At 42.0% G+C, this 17918-nt stretch carries 18 protein-coding genes and 2 tRNA genes; 12 read left to right on the forward strand and 8 right to left on the reverse strand.

Features of this window, described 5'->3' with window-relative positions; all coding sequences use genetic code 11:
- Positions 1–16 precede the first annotated feature (16 nt).
- Complete coding sequence (locus QXW63_05770; GenBank protein ID MEM3461397.1) at positions 17–571, forward strand: YkgJ family cysteine cluster protein; 555 nt, start codon at positions 17–19, stop codon at positions 569–571.
- Between the two features lie 97 nt (positions 572–668).
- Here QXW63_05770 and QXW63_05775 read toward each other — a convergent pair.
- The 6 genes from QXW63_05775 to QXW63_05800 all read right to left on the reverse strand — a co-directional run bounded on the left by QXW63_05775 (position 669) and on the right by QXW63_05800 (position 5373).
- Positions 669–744, reverse strand: a tRNA-Arg gene (locus tag QXW63_05775).
- 39 nt (positions 745–783) lie between these two features.
- Positions 784–2397, reverse strand: a complete 1614-nt coding sequence (gene lysS, locus QXW63_05780; protein ID MEM3461398.1) for a lysine--tRNA ligase — start codon at positions 2395–2397, stop codon at positions 784–786.
- An 88-nt stretch (positions 2398–2485) separates the two neighbouring features.
- On the reverse strand, positions 2486–3238 hold the full coding sequence (locus tag QXW63_05785) for a hypothetical protein (protein ID MEM3461399.1): 753 nt from the start codon (positions 3236–3238) through the stop codon (positions 2486–2488).
- Between the two features lie 7 nt (positions 3239–3245).
- Positions 3246–4628 (reverse strand): NAD(P)/FAD-dependent oxidoreductase, encoded by a 1383-nt coding sequence (locus QXW63_05790; GenBank protein MEM3461400.1) that lies wholly within the window; start codon positions 4626–4628, stop codon positions 3246–3248.
- 111 nt (positions 4629–4739) lie between these two features.
- A complete protein-coding gene (locus QXW63_05795) occupies positions 4740–5075 on the reverse strand; it encodes a cupin domain-containing protein (protein MEM3461401.1) in 336 nt (111 codons plus the stop codon).
- Positions 5076–5094: 19 nt separating this feature from the next.
- The gene (locus QXW63_05800) at positions 5095–5373 is read right to left on the reverse strand and encodes a UPF0147 family protein (GenBank protein MEM3461402.1); all 279 of its coding nucleotides are present in this window, start codon (positions 5371–5373) and stop codon (positions 5095–5097) included.
- Between the two features lie 75 nt (positions 5374–5448).
- Here QXW63_05800 and QXW63_05805 point away from each other — a divergent pair, with 75 nt between their 5' ends.
- Together QXW63_05805 and QXW63_05810 are read left to right on the forward strand one after the other, a co-directional pair.
- The gene (locus QXW63_05805; protein ID MEM3461403.1) at positions 5449–5814 is read left to right on the forward strand and encodes an Sjogren's syndrome/scleroderma autoantigen 1 family protein; all 366 of its coding nucleotides are present in this window, start codon (positions 5449–5451) and stop codon (positions 5812–5814) included.
- Between the two features lie 12 nt (positions 5815–5826).
- Entirely contained in the window at positions 5827–6327 is a 501-nt protein-coding gene (locus QXW63_05810; protein ID MEM3461404.1) for a hypothetical protein, read from the forward strand.
- Positions 6328–6331: 4 nt separating this feature from the next.
- Here the strand turns inward: QXW63_05810 and tmk are convergent, their stop codons facing one another.
- Entirely contained in the window at positions 6332–6934 is a 603-nt protein-coding gene (gene tmk, locus QXW63_05815; GenBank protein ID MEM3461405.1) for a dTMP kinase, read from the reverse strand.
- A gap of 85 nt (positions 6935–7019) precedes the next feature.
- Between tmk and QXW63_05820 the strand changes: the two genes are divergently transcribed.
- From QXW63_05820 to QXW63_05850, 7 genes are all read left to right on the forward strand, one after another.
- Positions 7020–8300, forward strand: coding sequence for an HD domain-containing protein (locus tag QXW63_05820; GenBank protein MEM3461406.1), 1281 nt, complete (start codon positions 7020–7022; stop codon positions 8298–8300).
- A 10-nt stretch (positions 8301–8310) separates the two neighbouring features.
- Complete coding sequence (locus QXW63_05825) at positions 8311–8739, forward strand: DUF126 domain-containing protein (protein MEM3461407.1); 429 nt, start codon at positions 8311–8313, stop codon at positions 8737–8739.
- On the forward strand, positions 8730–9902 hold the full coding sequence (locus tag QXW63_05830) for an aconitase X catalytic domain-containing protein (protein ID MEM3461408.1): 1173 nt from the start codon (positions 8730–8732) through the stop codon (positions 9900–9902). The genes QXW63_05825 and QXW63_05830 overlap by 10 nt, the downstream gene beginning before the upstream one ends.
- Before the next feature lie 83 nt (positions 9903–9985).
- Positions 9986–11500, forward strand: a complete 1515-nt coding sequence (gene bgaS / locus QXW63_05835) for a beta-galactosidase BgaS (GenBank protein MEM3461409.1) — start codon at positions 9986–9988, stop codon at positions 11498–11500.
- A gap of 133 nt (positions 11501–11633) precedes the next feature.
- A tRNA-Glu gene (locus QXW63_05840) sits at positions 11634–11711 on the forward strand.
- 225 nt (positions 11712–11936) lie between these two features.
- Positions 11937–12494: an MFS transporter gene (locus QXW63_05845; protein ID MEM3461410.1), complete on the forward strand. Its 558-nt coding sequence runs from the start codon at positions 11937–11939 to the stop codon at positions 12492–12494.
- Between the two features lie 827 nt (positions 12495–13321).
- The gene (locus QXW63_05850) at positions 13322–14779 is read left to right on the forward strand and encodes a bifunctional 5,6,7,8-tetrahydromethanopterin hydro-lyase/3-hexulose-6-phosphate synthase (protein ID MEM3461411.1); all 1458 of its coding nucleotides are present in this window, start codon (positions 13322–13324) and stop codon (positions 14777–14779) included.
- Positions 14780–14808: 29 nt separating this feature from the next.
- Here the strand turns inward: QXW63_05850 and QXW63_05855 are convergent, their stop codons facing one another.
- Positions 14809–15996, reverse strand: a complete 1188-nt coding sequence (locus QXW63_05855) for an MFS transporter (GenBank protein ID MEM3461412.1) — start codon at positions 15994–15996, stop codon at positions 14809–14811.
- A gap of 131 nt (positions 15997–16127) precedes the next feature.
- Here QXW63_05855 and QXW63_05860 point away from each other — a divergent pair, with 131 nt between their 5' ends.
- Together QXW63_05860 and QXW63_05865 are read left to right on the forward strand one after the other, a co-directional pair.
- Positions 16128–16574 carry a 30S ribosomal protein S6e gene (locus QXW63_05860; protein MEM3461413.1) on the forward strand — a complete coding sequence of 149 codons (447 nt, stop codon included), beginning with the start codon at positions 16128–16130 and terminating at the stop codon, positions 16572–16574.
- Positions 16575–16649: 75 nt separating this feature from the next.
- Positions 16650–17900, forward strand: a complete 1251-nt coding sequence (locus QXW63_05865; protein MEM3461414.1) for a translation initiation factor IF-2 subunit gamma — start codon at positions 16650–16652, stop codon at positions 17898–17900.
- The last annotated feature ends 18 nt before the right edge of the window (positions 17901–17918 follow it).

Genomic DNA, 17918 nt, shown 5'->3' on the forward strand with positions numbered 1-17918 from the left:
ATAAGGAGAGGCTTCCATGACTACTAAAGAAGAACGACAAAGCAACTTCTTCGACGTCTGCGGCTCTTGCAAAATCAGCTGTTGCCAAGATGCGTATCCTCCCATAACAGACCAGCGTAGGCGAATAATTGAAGCGTATTTGAAAGAGCAAAAGATTATGATTGAGAACCCATTTGTTCACGAGGGATACACCTTTCCAAGAGGAGATGCAGAAGGCTACTGTATATTCTATGATAAAAAAACAAGAAAATGCCAAGTGCACCCTGTAAAACCAGAAACATGCGTCGCCGGACCAATAACCTTCGACATAAACAAAAAAACCCAAAAAATCGAATGGTACCTTAAAATGGAAAAAATATGCCCCTTAGCAGGAAAAATGCACAGAAATCAGCCAGTTCTCAAAAAACACGTTGAAACAGCAAAAAAAGAAATCTTGAAACTCGTAAACGAACTTGATGCTGAGGCACTACAAACTATACTGAAAAGAGACGAACCCGACACGTTCAAAATAGACGAAAACAACATTGAAAAGGACATCTTAAACAAATTATCCAAAAATGACGAACCCTAATGGATTAAACCCCCGTTAAGATTCTCGATATTAAACATTATCTATATTGCGAAGAAAAGCAACAGTAAAAGAAAAACTAGACAAAGGTGAAAATTAGCGGGCCCGCTGGGATTTGAACCCAGGATCTCCGGCTCCGCAGGCCAGTGTCCTAATCCTGCCTAGACTACGGGCCCAGAACAGACTTTGTGTTTGTAGTAGAAAAGGATTTTTGGTTAACTCGCATTTGCGTTTGTCAGTGCTCGTTCTAGCGCGTTTATTACGTTTTGTTTTCCCATTGTCATGATGTATGGTCCGAGCCTTGGTCCTTGTGGTACGCCTATTAGGATAGTGTATAGGATTTTGAAGAATGAGGCTGGTTGTAGTCCGTGTTTTTTGGCTGTGTCGAATATGGCGTTTTGTATTTTTTCTGCTTCGTCTTCGGTTTTTAATATTTCAAGCAGTTCTGCTGTGGCAGTTTTTTCTTCGGTGGTTAGGCTTACTTCTGTTTCTTTTATTTCTTCAAAATCTTTTGTCCAATTGAACGCGTAGTCAATCCGCCTTTTTAATTCATCGTCAAGTGTTTGGTTTTTCTGCAAGTAACCGTAGCTTCGAAGTGTCTCAGTGATAAACTCTTCTTCGCGACCTTTCGGCGCCATTTTAGCTAGAAAAGTCAGAATGTTATAGGGAACGTGGGTGCTTGGCTTATGTGGTGGCTTCATTGCCCAGCAATACTCGTAGAGTCCTCGAAGTTTTGCAAGTTCTCGTTTATCTTTCACTGTTTTCTTTCCGAAATACAAATCTTCTAAGTAATCCAGCTCGTTCATGTAAGAAGGAATGTCAGTTACGTCTAAAGTGCGCGAGCCAACAAACCTTTTCAGCATAAGTAGCATAAGCGATTGAGGCGAGCCATACTTAAACCATGTCTGTGGAGTAAACACTACCCCAGCTGATTTTGAGAGCCTTTTGCCGCTCTTGTCCAGGAACAACTCGTATTTTGCGTGGGACGGTGGTTCCCAGCAGAATATGTCTCGGCATATGCGGTCGTTCACCCGCACGGAATCCGCAACTTCCTTACCGAAAGCCTCAAACCGTATGTCTAAAGCTTTCCATCTTACTGCAAATTCGCCCTTCCAGCTTAATTTGCCGTCGCCTTTCCTATAGTCCACCTCGCCTTTATGTCCGCACCCTTCAAGCCATCGTCCTTTAACTTCCATTCCCTCGCATGAGTAGAGAATTTTGCCTTCTTTCGGCAAGAAATCGTAGGTTTTGGTTGTGTATATGCGTCCGCAGTTTTCGCAGACTGCGAAATAGGGTAAAACTTCTAGAAACTTTTCTTGCCCGACTTCTTCTTTGACTATTTCTCCGATTTTCTTTGCGTTGGTGAGCACGGTTTTGATTTCTTCGTTAAACAATCCTTTTCGGTAGACTTCCGTGCCAGACATGAACGTGTATTCTATTCCGCATTTGTCAAGTGCTTCCAGAAGCAGTAAGGTCATGTGCTCGCCATAACTTGCGTGACAACCGAAAATGTCAGGAATATCTGTTACTGGACGTCCTAAGTGCTCTTCTAGCGATTTTGGCATTCCAGCTGGAACTTTTCTTAGTCCGTCTTTATCATCTGCAAAAGCGATAAGTTCAGATTTGAAGCCTTGCTCTCTGAGCGCTAAAGTCACGGCGAAAGACCGCGCTGCATCGCTTAGATTGCCGATGTGTGGAAAGCCAGAAGCTGCTATGCCCATTTCGGTTCGAATTGGGTCTAAGCTTCTGCCTAGTTTCTGTTCTCTTTCGATTATTTTCGCTGCCATTTTGTCGTACCATGTTCCTCGACCGATTATTTTCTGGCTCATTCGCAGTCTAGCCTCTATTAGCATTAGTTGGACGTAGATAAAAAATGTTTATCAACAGTGTCTTCTTATTGTCGGTTTAGCAGCTTTTTCATAGTATTCCGAATTTGGCTGGTGGGATGTCGCCTTTTATGACTGTTCCAGTTGCGCCGTCAACGTATAACTGGTAAGTTTTGCCTTCGTAATCGTATTTTATGAACCATATGGGGGCGTGTAAGTAAACTGTTTGGTTTATTTTAATTTCGTTTCTCATTTCAATCACTCTATCCACGTCTTGCATCGCTAGATGCCGGTGATGTTCCTCAATTTCTTGTTTAGCCCGTTCAACTGCTTCGTCCTTGTCGATTTCGCTGTTAAGAGTTTTAGCAAAATCCTCAATTCGTCTGAAATCGTATGGAACTTTGCCATCTAAAGGCACATCATATTCTCTAGTTGGGAATTCGGTCGCTTTTCTTGCAAGAACAAGCCAGTCATATTCTTTCGCTATTCGACCTTCCTTAACGACCGGAGGAGCGATTCGCTCAAATATTCCCTTATAAATAGTCTCCACTTTCGCAGTCACAACCCAAAACGGCACATACACAAGGGTTTTTTCCGTAAGTTTTGATTTTCGGGCAAGGTCTGGCGGTTTCAAAAAACCGCTGCGCATCCAGTTTCTTATTGCTTCTTCGATTTGCGTCTGGTCGTACTCGTTCAGCAACATTGAGTGTTCGAAAATGAAGGCTTTTCCCGTTTGTATAACGACAGTATAACCGCAGTATCTGCATGTTGCTATGATTTCGCCTGGCTTGAAAGAGATTGGCGCCCCGCAATGCGAACAACTAATCGTTTCGACGATTGACATTCAATTTTCACGTTTTCTGCTTTTCTCTCTTTATAATTTCTCTGGCTACGATGATGCCAGATGCTGAGGCTTGAACTAGTCCGCGTGTGACGCCCGCGCCGTCTCCAATGGTAAATAGATTGTTTATTTTTGTTTCTAAGCAGTTGCTCAACTGAAGTTTTGAGGAGTAAAATTTCACTTCAACACCGTACAAGAGAGTGTCTCTGGAATAGATGCCTGGAATCAGATTATCCAAGGCTTGAAGCATTTCTCTGATGTCTGCGAGGTAACGGTATGGCAAAACGAAACTGAGGTCGCCTGGCGTGGCATTTTTTAGTGTGGGAATGATGACGCTTCGTGAGATTCTTTCGGCTGTTGACCTTCTTCCTGCTTCTAAATCGCCTAGTCGTTGGATTATTACACTGCCGCTGAGAAGGTTCGAGAGTCTGGCAAGATATTTTCCGTAGGCTATTGGTTCTTTGAACGGTTCAGTGAATGACGTGCTTACGAGGATGGCGAAGTTTGTGTTTTCTGTCTTTCGTTCCGCGTAGCTTTGTCCGTTAACTGTTAAAACTCCGTTGTAAGATTCTGTTATGACTTCTCCATAAGGCGCAACACAGAAAGTGCGAACTTGATCATCGAAGGATTTGGAGTAATAAACAAGTTTTGGCTCGTAAAGGGCGTTTGTTAATTCCTCCATAACAGAGGCTAAAACTTCCACTCTTATTCCAACGTCAACCGGATTGTTCAATGTTTTCAAGCCTAATGCTTGTGCTTCTGCTTGAAGCCATTCTGCCCCGCTTCTGCCTGGCGCAACGATAACGTATTTTCCAAAGAATTTTTCGCCGTTTACTGTTTCGACGCCTTCCACTGTGCCGTTCTTCACCATGAGTCCTTTGACGTCTTTTCGTGGTTTGAAATCAACTTTGTTGTTTAATTCTTGACGCATTTTTCGAAGGGTTTGTGCGCATCTTTCTGTGCCCATGTGCCGGATTTTTTGGCGAATAAGCTTCAAGCCGGCTAATGATGCTTTTCGTTCGATTTCTTCCATCTTTTCGACATCTGCTCCGTAAACGTGCTCGGTTGCGCCGAATTTCAAGTATAAACTGTCTACGTGGTTGACGAGTTCTTCGAGTTCTTTTGAAGACACGTATTCGTTGAGCCATCCGCCTACTTCTGTGGACAAGGTTAGTTTGCCATCACTGAATGCTCCGGCGCCTCCCCATCCGGATAAAACTAGGCATGGTTCACAGTGGACGCATTCGAATCCGCGGCTTGCGGGGCATTTACGTTGGTTTATGTCTGGTCCTCTGTCCAGCATTAGAATGTTATGTTTGGTTTTTTCTGTAAGTTCAAGAGCAGCGAATATTCCAGCGGGTCCTGCGCCGACGATTATTACGTCATATTTCAAATGGACTGGTCTCCTAAAGCCCAAAACAAGATGTAACAACTAGCATATATTTTTACCGAGAAGATAAACCATTAAAAACTATGTGCAGTTATGAAGCCTAAGTCACTAGCATCATTTATGAGGAACAAGACAGAGAAACTTAAGCGGTTTTTTACCAGTATTTTTGAATTGGTGTTTTTCATTTGGAGGAACAAAAATGAAGTCGCCGGGTTTAAACTTCTTCTCTCCAGCTCCGCCTACAACATGCCCTTCTCCCTCGAGAATAAACACTTCATGTTCCCATGGGTGGCTGTGAAGCGGGCTGTACCCGTTGGGCTCCATTTCGAAAAGTCTCATGGCAAAATTTGGAGCACCCATTTCTTTTGTGATAAGCCATCTTACCTTAAGCTTTGAAGCGCCTTCATCTGCTTCTTTGGCTTCAACATTCTGATAATTAGAAATTTTCATTTACTTCACCTTTTAGTTATTAATCTTTTATGGCTTCTAAGATGCTCATTACGTTCCACAATTTAACCCGCGTGTAAGGTGGCATGTTCGGGTCTTGCAGAATCTCATCTAAAATTGATATGGCATTTGAAGCTTTAACGGCGGGCGTGTACTCTGTTGTTTGCAAAGCGTTTATGGAATCTTTAGCTGCTCTTCTAATATTTCTCGGAGTCGTATTATCTTCGGAAACCTCACCCAACACAACCATCGCCTGTTTTATCCGCTCCTCATACTCTTCAAGCTTCTTTTTCCTAACCACACTCGCCACCCCATAATACTACGCGATAACCAAATTATATAGGCTTTATACTAATCTACTTTGAGGTTTTAAAACTTGCCGACAGAAAAACGGGAAGAGCAAGATGTTAAACGAATGGCAGACCTGCTCCGACAAGGCGCAACCCTCACAGAATTAGCTTGCCCCGCTTGTGCTTCTCCACTCTTCAGACTAAAAAGCGGCGACCTTTGGTGTGCAAAATGCGAAAAGAAAGTTATAATTGTAAAAGAAGGAGAAGAACCAACAAAGGCAACAAGCCCCATGGTTCTCGACACACTTGAAGCAACAGTCATGGCTAAAGTGCAAGAATTACAAAACAGAATTCAACAAGAAACAGATGTGGGAGAACTCGAAAAACTAGGTAAAGTATTATCTGAATTACTGGAAAACCTTGAAAAAATAAGAAAAATCAAAAGAACCTAGGCGGCCACTTGAATGCTTGGACTCTACGAAAACTTCCCAAAAAACATCCACAAAACAGCCCACTTCACTATTTTAGTGTCAAGTAAACGATTTCAGCAAACATTAATTCGCACGCTTCACGAGATAAATGGCGAAACCTTCAACTTAGAGGAAATCGCCGACCCCTCAGTACCTCAATGCAAAGTAGTTTTTGACTGGGGAATAGCTGAAGCAAACAACTTCAATTATTTAGACGAGGAAGAAACAAGCAAAGTGCTGAATTCCGTGTGGAAAAAGCCATGCCGAATAATGGACTTCTTTTGTGCCATACGATATTACAAAATACAAAATGAAAAGAAAACCCCATTAAAATTTGACTACTACATGCTTCGCTTTATATCAAACAAGAATTTGCTGGAAATACAAGTTTTCCATGAAAGAGGACTGCGATACACAACACCAGAAGACATAATCAACCTTATCATAAACAAAATTAACCAAGCTTCTCCACGAAAAATGCTTAAACCATCTTAGTTGTTTAGACTTTCTCACGCAAAAACTTCTTAACAACTTTTAAAATGGCGTCTGCAACTTCCTTCTTAGACTTGTTACCGTCTATTCTGATAAGCTCACCTTTTTCAACAAACTGCATGTAAACCTCACGCACTTTCAACTGCGTTTCCAAATTCTCCATCACCGACTTTTTAGACTTCAACCGTTTAATCACAGTGTGAGGGTCAACATCAATGAATATTGCTAGGTTCGGGCGTATTGCATGTTTGTTTATCATTTCAATCCATTTTAAGTCGAGTCCTGCAGCGCCTTGATAAGCCATGGAAGAATAAACATAACGGTCAGAAACCACGATGCTTCCTTCATCCAAAGCGGCAAGTATCACGTCTTTTACATGTTCAAAACGGTCAGCGGCAAAAAGCAAAGCTTCAACTACAACAGGCATTCGCTTGCCGCCATGTAGACAGTATCTTCTTATAAAATTTCCAATCTTGCCACGAGTCGGTTCAGCCGTGTAAACCGCATCATACCCAAGTTTTCTAAGCCTTCGAACAAGAAGTTTAGTTTGCGTTGTCTTTCCGCACCCGTCTAATCCTTCAACGCAAATAAAGATGCCTTTCCCTTTCATGTTTCAATCCCAAGCGTTTTAGACGTTAGGCATTATAAGAGTGAAGATGCATTAATAATTATTTAAAACATTGGAGAAAACGCCGATGCCCAAAAACTATTGGGGCGAAATAAAAGACCCAGTCCACGGATATGTATACATAACCGAGGCAGAAAAAGAAATCGTAGATTCATATCCAGTTCAAAGACTACACAGACTCCGCCAATTAGCCGGCGCAGAATACGTTTATCCCGGAGCAAACCACACACGCTTCGAACATTCCGTCGGCGTCATGTTCCTTGCAGGAAAAACCGTGGAAAGCCCCAACCTATCACAAAAAATAAGCGAAGACGAGGCAGAAATGGTTAAAATCGCAGCACTGCTTCACGACGTCGGACACGGGCCGTTTTCTCATGTTTTTGAGCATCTACTGGATAAAGAACTCGGAAAGACGCATGAAGACATGACGAAATGGATAATAACAAACAGTGAATTAAAAGACAAAATCACAAAAATCGGATACAAACCCGAAGAAATAGGAAAACTAGCAATAGGCACTTTGCACAAGCCCAAAAAGACATTCTTAAACCAAATAATCAGCAGCGCAGTCGACGTTGACAAGCTAGATTTTGTCGTAAGAGACACACATCACACAGGCGCAGAATACGGCTACGTAGACGTTTTCCGATTAATCCACGCATTAGACGTTTTAGGCGAAAACCTAGCAGTAGACGCTGGCGCGCTTTCAGCCCTTGAATCACTAATAATCGCCCGCATAGAATCCTTCAAAAGCATATACTTCCACCGCGTCGGAAGAGCCGCACAACTCATGCTTGCCATGGCAATGGAAAAAGCAAACGGAGAACTCAGGTTGACAAGTTTCAAAACTGCCGACGAGTATCTTGCCATGGACGACTATACAGTGTGGACAATGCTAAAAAACTGCAAAAAATCAAATGCAATAATAACGAATCTGGAAAGGAGAAAGATGCTTAAATGCGCTTATGAAAGAACTTTCTACGAAAAAGACGCCATGATTTCAAACATTTTCAGCCAAGAAGCATACAGAAAACAAATACAAGCTGAAATCGCACAAAAAGCAAAAGTTGAAGTTGAAACTGTCATAATAGACGTGCCCACCGTGCCATCAGTCCCATACCACCATTCAGTCCTCATGGAACCAATGGAAATCCCAGTATTTTATAGAACAAAAGAAGGCAAAATGGTTCCTCAACGTTTGAGCGAAATCTCAAAAATCTTCGAAGTTCTAAAAGGATTCATGAACATACTGCGCGTTTACACGCTTGAAGAAAACCGCGAAGAAGTCGGCAATGCAGCGTCAGAAATTTTAGGCAAAATTCCAACAACTGCGAAAATATCCTACTAAAGTGGACAATATGCAATCAGTAACATTAAAAGGGCGTGGAATCGTCGAAGGACAATGCAAAGCGGAAGCGTTAGTGTCAAGGAAACCCATAAGCTTCTTAGGCGGAGTTGATCCAGCAGACGGAAAAATAATCGAGAAAAACCACGATTTATGCGGAGAATGTGTAAAAGGCAAGGTTTTGTGTTTTCCTCACGGGCACGGCTCAACTGTAGGCAGTTACGTGTTGTATTCTTTGGCAAAGAAAAATTTGGCACCAAAAGCAATAATCAACCAAACGGCAGACCCAGTCGTAGTCGTCGGCGCCATAATAGCAGACATTCCTATGATTGACCAAATAGACATTAAGCAAATTGAGACAGGCGACTTAGTGGAAGTTGACACTTGCAAAGGCATAGTGAAAATTTTGAAAAGAAAGGAGACTCAAAAGGCTTGTATTTGACAAAGGAAGAGGAGCGCATCTACAACGGTGAATTTGGCTGGGCAAACCAAATCTGCATGAAGATACTCGTGCGTTTGGGTGAACTCTTTAATGCAACAAAACTTATCCCGATAAACTCCGCGCATGTTTCTGGAGTTTCATACAAAACGCTCGGCGACGCCCCCGCAGATTTTTTAGAAGCAATAGCAAACGCAAACGTAAAAACAAGCGTAAAGGCAACATTAAACCCTCACAGCATCGACAAGGAATATTTATGTAAGAAACTGCCATCCGACATATGTAAAAAACAAAGACAAATTTTAGAATATTTCAATAAGATGGGTTTCAAAAATTCTCTCACATGCACGCCATATTACTTGGAAAAGCCAAGACGCGGCTCACATCTTGCATGGGCTGAATCGTCCGCTGTGGTCTACGCCAATTCGGTTATTGGAGCGTGGACAAACCGGGAAGGAGGACCAAGCGCTCTTGCCGCGGCGATTATTGGAAAAACACCAGACTATGGGGTTCACAGGGCTGAAAATCGTCAACCTCAAGTTTTGGTGAACATAGAAAGCCCGTTGCGGAATGAAGTGGAATTTGGCGCTTTAGGGATATTTCTTGGCAAAATTTTGGAAGACAAAATTCCAGTAATTCAAGGGTTGCAAGGCGCTTCACAGGACGAATTGAAACAGTTAGGCGCTTCTCTTGCATCAACAGGAATGGTTAACATGTTCTACCATAACAAAAAAAGAGTAAACGCCAGCGAACTTGAAAAAGTAAACGTGAAGACTGACGACATAAAGCGAACCATGGAAGAGCTAACAACCGCTACTACAGAGAAGCCAGACTTAGTTTTCATTGGATGCCCTCACTGTTCACCATCAGAAATCAGACAAATCGCAGATTGTATAGGCACAAGGAAAGTTAAGGCTGAAACAGAATTGTGGATTTGCACATCACGCTTCATAAAAGAAAAAACACGAAAATATATAGAAAAAATAGAGCAAAGCGGCGCCCACGTAATAACTGACACGTGCACTGTTGTCACATGGACTGACAAACTTGGAATTAAAACTATAATGACAAACTCAGCTAAAACAGCTCATTACGCACCAACATTAAACAAGGCAGACACTATACTTGCATCACTAAGAGCCTGTTTAAAGACAGCTCTCATGTGATAGAGACTTACGTAATTAAGACATTTCTCGACTCAATCAATAATATAATACCACGTAAGTAAATAACATCAGTTGGTGATGAAATGAAACTTCCAGAAAATTTTCTCTGGGGCGTAGCCAACAGCGGGTTTCAATTCGAGATGGGCGATCCAAACGGAAGAAACATTGACCCCAACACAGACTGGTACATTTGGGTGCATGACCCTTCCAACATAAAGAAAGGCATCGTCAGCGGGGACCTACCAGAAAATGGCATAAACTACTGGGACCTTTACGAGCAAGACCATGCTCTTGCCAAAAAACTCGGTTTAAACGCTTACAGGATAGGAATTGAATGGAGCAGAATCTTTCCAAATAACACGTTTGCCGTCGAGGTTGGAGTGGAAAGGGCGTCTGATGGGAGAATTGCTAAAATAGACATTGATGAGCCAGTTCTTGAAAAACTTGAGAAAATAGCTAACAAAGAAGCGGTGAACCACTACAGAGTTGTAATAGAGGACTTGCGAGCAAAGGACTTTAAAGTGTTCGTTTGCCTAAACCATTTCACTTTGCCTTTATGGATTCATGATCCAATAACTGTTCACAGAACACGGATGCGTATGGGTCCTAAAGGGTGGGTTGATGAAAACACCATAGTCGAGTTTACAAAATATGCGGCGTATACAGCTTGGAAGTTGGGCGACATAGTTGATAATTGGGCAACTTTTAACGAACCCGCCGTAGTACCTGAAACAGGCTACATGATACCTCAATCCGGGTTTCCCCCAGCATTAAACGACTTCAAAACTTCAAGAAAAGCAGCGCGTCACCTAGTCATCGCCCATGCCCGTTCATACGATGCTATAAAAAGGTTTGACACACATAAGGCTGATGAAGACAGCGACAGCGCCGCTAATGTTGGGTTAATACACAATGTGATTCCAACGAAACCCCTCTCGTTGGAAAGAGAACATGATGTAAAAGCCGCAGAGTTCATGGATAACATGCATAATCAGTTTTTCATACAAGCCGTTTGTTATGGCTGGTTGGATGAAAACCTTGACGGATTAAAAGAGAAGGGAGAAGTGAAAAGTTATCTTGAACACCGCCTTGATTGGATAGGCGTGAACTACTACAGTAGATTTGTGACAAAAGGAAAGAAATCCATTCTGGCAAAACTTTTCGCGGGAATCCCTGCAATTCCAGAGATTGTTCCAAACTATGGCTTCGCTTGCCAACCCAATACCAAATCAGCAGATGGCTGGCCAACTTCAGATTTAGGATGGGAGATATACCCGACAGGAATGCTGGAGGCGCTAAACAAAATGAAAATCTATGGAAAACCACTCTACGTGACAGAAAACGGCATCGCAGACGAAAAAGACACGCTTAGACCAAATTTCATAACTGAGCACCTAAAAGTCTTAGAAAAAGCCATAAAAGAAAAGAAAATTGACGTACGCGGATACTTCCATTGGGCTTTAACTGATAATTACGAATGGGCTAAGGGCTTCGGTCAGAAATTTGGGCTATACGCGGTTAACTTAGAAACGAAAGAGAGAATAAGCAGAAAAAGCGCTGACATCTACAAAAGGGTAATAAAAGACGAACAAGTGTAAAGCGCGCGTTATAATCGAAATTTTATAGGCACCAGCCTAAACAATCATAATAACTATTGAATACAATAATGCAATAAAAGGTAAGATTTATTCGAACGAATAGATATCTTGCATATTGCTTCAGCAAAAGAAAGCTCCGGTAGTATAGTCCGGTCAAGTATTCCGGCCTTTCGAGCCGGAGACGCGGGTCCGAATCCCGCCCGGAGCACCAAAACATAAGCTAACGCAAGAAAACAAGCGGCTAATGCATTATATTTGAATATGTTCCAAGAATTTTTACAAGGAGAATAGGAAACTCGCGAAGGATTCTCTTTTCGCGAAAAGTTTATTTAACCCTTTATAAACGGAAAATTTTGCTTTGTGCGGAGGCAAGCCGACCCAAAGATGTCTAGAATAAACCGTGCTGATGCTTTACCTCAAGTTGGAGGTCGCATATATGGTAAAATCCGCAGTCCTATTCCTAATAATGTTGAGTACTCTAAGCGCTTTGGGAGTTGGCTTGCTGGGTCCAATTTATCCAATCTATGTTGTTAATCATTTTTCCGCATCATTTATCGATGTAGGACTATTATACGCAGTTTTCTGCTCTATTGCGGCTGCTTTCAAAGCGCTAGGTGGAAAACTCGCTGATACTTATGGGGAGGAGAAGGTCTTCTTAGCTGGTGTTGCAACGGGCGCAACATGTTCTCTATGCTATATGCTCGCTTCAAATTTAATGCATCTCTACTTGATTGAATTTTTCTTTGGAATATCCTATGCACTCCAGCGTCCATCCTTCCTCGTCTTAATGACAAATATCAGCGAAAAAGGCAGACGCGGCTTGTTCTTCGGTTTATCTGAGTCCATTTTTGACATTGCTGAAGCTACCGCCGCTGTGTTATCAGCAATTATAGTGAGTAGTGTTGGATTCGAACCTCTTTTTTTCGCATGCTCAGCTTGCCAAGCGACAGCTGGTATATTCGTGTTAAAATCAAGAGCAACACTGAATCTCTAATAGATGCAATATTGTTTTTGCAGACCCCCGAGTAATGCGCCCATATCTTTTCCCATGTTTTCTCCTAAGCAACTGCCCAGAACAAAGAATGCTGGTTTGTTCAACACAAACAATTTCTTTCCCTATTTCTAGATAAGCATCCTCTGTTAAACTAAGAGATACCAAATCATCTTATCTTTCCCAATGACTTAACCGACAAATAAGAATGGAAAGTTGAATAAAAAAAGAGTTCAGGCTGCCAAGAAGACTTGCCAGTTTGGAGAAGACAAATAAAAAGCAACTTCGCAAGCGTAAGAGATTGCTGGTAAAAACGTTCACACTTGCAGAAATCTCTACGACCCCACAGAGCTCATAAAAAGATTACAAAAAAGGCGTAAGTGTCAAGTTTTTCCTAGATTATCTGCAACAAAATATGCAGCATTATACAAGTGCTAGCTACCCAATTTCCTGTACAATTTTAATGTTACAAGCGCGAAAAAGCCGACAAACACTAGAAACACTCCAGCCCAACCAGCTATTGCATGATAATAATTGCTACCATACAAAAACAAAGCAACCCCTAAAACCATCAAACACAAACAAACGACACTTGTCTGCAATACCCAAATCACTCCATAAGCCAATACTAGCTTCTAACCTTTCAACCTATTTAATTTACTCTTCACAATTCACAACTGCTTTATGAAAGTGCAAGAACCAACCAAGATTCTAACGCTATAACCGACAAATACTTAAAAAATAATGTTGACCGGCACGCTTTAGAGATTCAATTTTCCGACAGTCTTATATAGAAGAGATATAGATTAAATTATCTGGTGACAAACATAATGTCGGAAACTAGCCTGAAAAAGCCCGAAACACGGGAAGAATTCATCAAAATGTTGACGGAAGCTGCCAAGAAAGAAGCGAAAACTCGTAGTCTTCTCAGAGGAAAACCGACAAAGCCTACAATTTCTGGAACAGCACAATTTCTAAATATTCATAGGGACACGTTATACACGTGGCTTAAAGAGTTTAATGTCGATTTCGATGAAGTTACTGAAGGCATATCCGCAGATTTATTGTCGGAAGCTGTCGAAGCACCCCAGAAACACACCTACTTAATCGGCGAAGCGCTCATTGGAGAAGGCAACGAAGTTTCACACATTGACCTTCTAATAGGCGACAAAGACGGACCTGTCGGAGAAGCGTTTGCCGCAGGACTTTCCAACCTTTCAGCTGGGCACACACCACTTTTGGCGGTTATAAGACCGAATCTTCCACCAAAACCGCATACTTTACTTGTGCCAAAAGTTACTGTGAAAAATCTTGAAGATGCAGGCAAGATTTTCGGTCCCGCGCAAGCAGCAGTGGCGAAGGCCGTGGCCGACGCGGTTGAAGAGGGCATTATTCCTAAAGATAAGGTGGACGACTGGGTTATAGTGTGCAGTGTTTTTGTACATCCACAGGCAAGTGACTACCGCAAAATATACCACTATAACTATGGCGCAACAAAGCTGGCTTTGAAAAGGGCTCTATCAAAGTATCCAACATTAGAGAAAGTTTTCTACGATAAAGACAGAGCAAAACACCCAATCATGGGATTCAGAGTGCCACGCCTTTGGAGACCCCCCTACGTGCAAATCTCACTGGACATACCAGAATTTGAAAAGACAAAGAAAATCATATCAGAAATTCCGAGAAGCGACAGAATAATACTTGAGGCTGGAACACCATTAATAAAAAGATACGGAACAAAAGTGATAAGCGACCTAAGAGAAATCGCCAGAGACATATTCTTCATTGCGGACTTGAAAACTTTAGATGTTGGGAAAGTTGAGGTTGACTTGGCTTACGAAGAAACGGCAGACGCAGTTATTGCAGCAGGATTGGCGCCAGCCGAAACCCTTGACGCTTTCATTCACGAAGCAAAAAGACTTGGAATATATGCAATGGCAGACATGTTGAACGTGGAAGACCCTATCAAAAAACTCAAGACGCTGAAGCAGTTCCCAGACGTAATTATCTTGCATAGAGGAATAGACGAAGAAACTGGAAGAACACTCGGCTTAGAGCTTATTCAAGAAATGCGGCAAACCTTCAGCGACAAAAAATTCTTAATTGCCGTCGCTGGCGGGATAGTGCCGGAAACAGCTAAGGAAGCATTAGAGAAAGGTGCAGACATAATTGTTGTTGGAAGATACGTAACGCAGTCAAAAGACATTGAACGTGCTGTCAGAGACTTCCTCGAGTTAACACCGGCAATGCGCGAAGACGTAGACCTGTTCAGAGTTCACGTAGAATAACCATAATTCTCCCTTTTTCTATTTGCCTATCAAGCGAAGATTTTGAAGGCAATAGAAGCAAACAAGAAAATTAGACTGGTGGCAAGAAAAACGCAAGCAAATCCAAACGTTTCAGCAAGAAAAGGTCCGATAAACGAGCCGCTTGCTCCGCCTAAACCTATGAGAACATTGAACAAACCAGTTTTCCCTTGAGGCATAAGCTCCATGGACAATGAAAGAGTGAACACCAAGAAGAGGGCATAAGCAAAGCCCATTAAAACAAGTATGAGTGTTGCCAAAGGCAAAGTGTATGCAGGCATCCAAACAAGAGAAAACAGTGAAAAGGCAAGTATGCTTCTGAACATTACAATTTTGCTTACTGCAGACTTTTCTGCGCCTGTATTTAATCTGCTACCTGCAAGAAAATAGCCTGTAACGCTCGCAGCAGAATTTAGCGCGTAAATCACAAAAACTACGCCAGCGGAAAAAGCTAAATCACGAGAAAAGAACACTGGTAAAGGCGTAAAAAGCATGCTTGTAGCTAGCGAAAACAGGACAAGCCCAGCAAAAAACGCGTACTGATTTTCTCTTTTTAATCTTCCGTTTAGAGGCAAACCGTCTAAGATTTTTGTTGCAACCATCACGCCTTTATGAGCGAAGCCTACAGCTTTTTCTATATTAACTAGGCTTCTTTCAAAGATTAAAAGAGGGTCTGTTACAAGCAGTAAAGAAATAATAAACGCAACTAAGTTTAAGCCGCTACAAAGCAACAATGTAAATGCTGGAGCAACGCCGTAAGTTGACGTTAAAAACCCTAAAAGTAATCCAATGAGCCACCCAGTTTCTGTAAAGCCCTCATACAAGGCAAACGATTTTTCCCATTCTTCTCGCGTGTAGAATTCTGCTATCAACACATTTTTGGGAGTTTCATGTGCCACGTGAAAAATGGACATAACCGCGCAAAGCATTATCAAAAATCCTATGGTGGTTGTCAAGGTGAAAAAGAAAAGAATAATAGTTGATGACAAAAATGAGATTAGAATATAACGTTTGTAATGTCTTGTTTTATCGCACAAGTACCCCCAAAAGAAGGAAGCAGGAATTGTCAAAACCAAGGCTGTTGCGCTCATTATTCCAAATTGTACAAGTGACCCCCCAATGGAGACAATATACAATGGAAGAAAAATAGAAAGCAGCCCAAACGCCATTTCGTGAAAGAAGAACCCTAGTCGCCACATAGCCACAAAACGATTTCAAAGGCGCATTAAAACTTTTACTTGCCGTCTCTGAAAAATCAAGCTATAATTTCATAAATCCTTAATAGAGAGATGTTTAAATTTCATAACACTAGCTTGGAGAGTCCATTGTAATGGCTAAATTCAAAGTAATCATATCAGACCCGGAAACTGGAACCTCAAAAGTGGTCGAACTTGAAGAAGCACGAGCTGTCCAGCTCATTGGAAGGAAAATAGGCGACGTAATTGATGGGTCAGTAGTAGGCTTACCGGGACATAAATTGCAGATAACGGGAGGTTCAGACAAAGACGGATTTCCAATGAGAGCAAACGTTCACGGTGGCGTACGCAGACGAGTGGTGTTAAGCGGCGGGGTAGGTTTTAATCCTCAAGATGAAGGACAACGAAGACGGAAAACTGTCCGCGGGAACATAATCACAGATGAAATTGTGCAGGTTAACGCGAAAATTGTGGAGAAACCAAAACAGGCAAAAGAGGGAAAGAAGACAAAAGAAAAGAAGGAAAAAGAAGACACAGAAAAGGAAGTCGAAACCGAGACCCAAACAGCTGCAGATGCTTAAATGAAGACTTAATGTTTATTAACTCGCTTAGTTTTAATCCTTCAATAATTCGTAAACGTTATGGGAAATGAAGAAATGAGCAGCGAAAAACGCGCACCATTACCAAAACAACCAGAAGTAAACATCGGCACTATAGGACATGTTGACCACGGAAAAACAACCTTAGTACAAGCGTTAACTGGCGTTTGGGCGTCAAGACACAGCGAAGAATTGAAAAGAGGCATAACAATAAAATTAGGCTACGCAGACATGCCAGTCTACAAATGCCCAAAATGTGAAGAACCAAAAAACTATTCTACACAACCAGTCTGCCCAAACTGTGGCTCAAAAACAACATTTGCCAGAGCAATAAGCTTTGTAGACGCTCCAGGTCATGAAGCTCTAATGGCAACTATGCTTTCTGGAGCGGCAATAATGGACGGGGCTATACTGGTTATCGCAGCTGATGAACCTTGTCCCCAACCACAAACAAGGGAACATTTGGCTGCAGCTGAAATTATTGGCATTAAGAACATTATTATTGTTCAAAACAAGGTTGACATTGTTGACGAAAAAAGAGCAAGAGACAGCTATATAGAAATTAAGAATTTTGTGAAGGGAACAGTTGCTGAAAACGCGCCAATAATTCCTGTTTCAGCACAACGCATGGTAAACATTGATGTCCTTATTCAAGCGATTGAAGAGTTTATACCAACACCGCCAAGAGACGAAACAAAACCGCCGCTGATGTACATTGTCCGTTCATTTGACGTAAACAAGCCAGGCACTCCACTAGAGAAACTTGAAGGAGGAGTAATTGGAGGCACAATAATTCAAGGCAAGTTTGTGGTTGGAGAAGAAGTAGAAATTCGCCCGGGAATAAACATTGAAGAAGGAAAAAGCGCTTATCACCCGTTAGTAAGCGAAATTGTAAGTTTACATGCAGGCGGAAAAAACGTGAAAGAAGCCCATTGCGGAGGATTAGTTGGCGTAGGCACCCTTTTAGACCCTTCATTTTCAAAAGCTGACGGATTAACAGGCAACATGGTTGGAAGAAAAGATGCCCTCCCACCAACACAGTCAGATTTAACCTTAGAAACGCATATTCTTGAACGAGCAGTTGGAACAAAGGAACTTGCAAAAATCGAAAATATAAACATCGGCGAAACACTACTTCTACATGTGGGTGCCGCAATAACCGTTGGAAAAGTCACCTCAATAAAGAAAAACGCAACTACGATTAAGCTTGCAAGACCAGTCTGTGCACAAACAGGCTCACGCGTTGCATTAAGCAGAAAAATGACGGGTAGATGGAGACTCATAGGATACGGAGTTCTACGCTCCTAAAAGCTGCGGAATGAAATA

It is taken from the genome of Candidatus Bathyarchaeia archaeon (genome assembly GCA_038873195.1).
Taxonomy (GTDB): domain Archaea; phylum Thermoproteota; class Bathyarchaeia; order Bathyarchaeales; family Bathycorpusculaceae; genus DSLH01.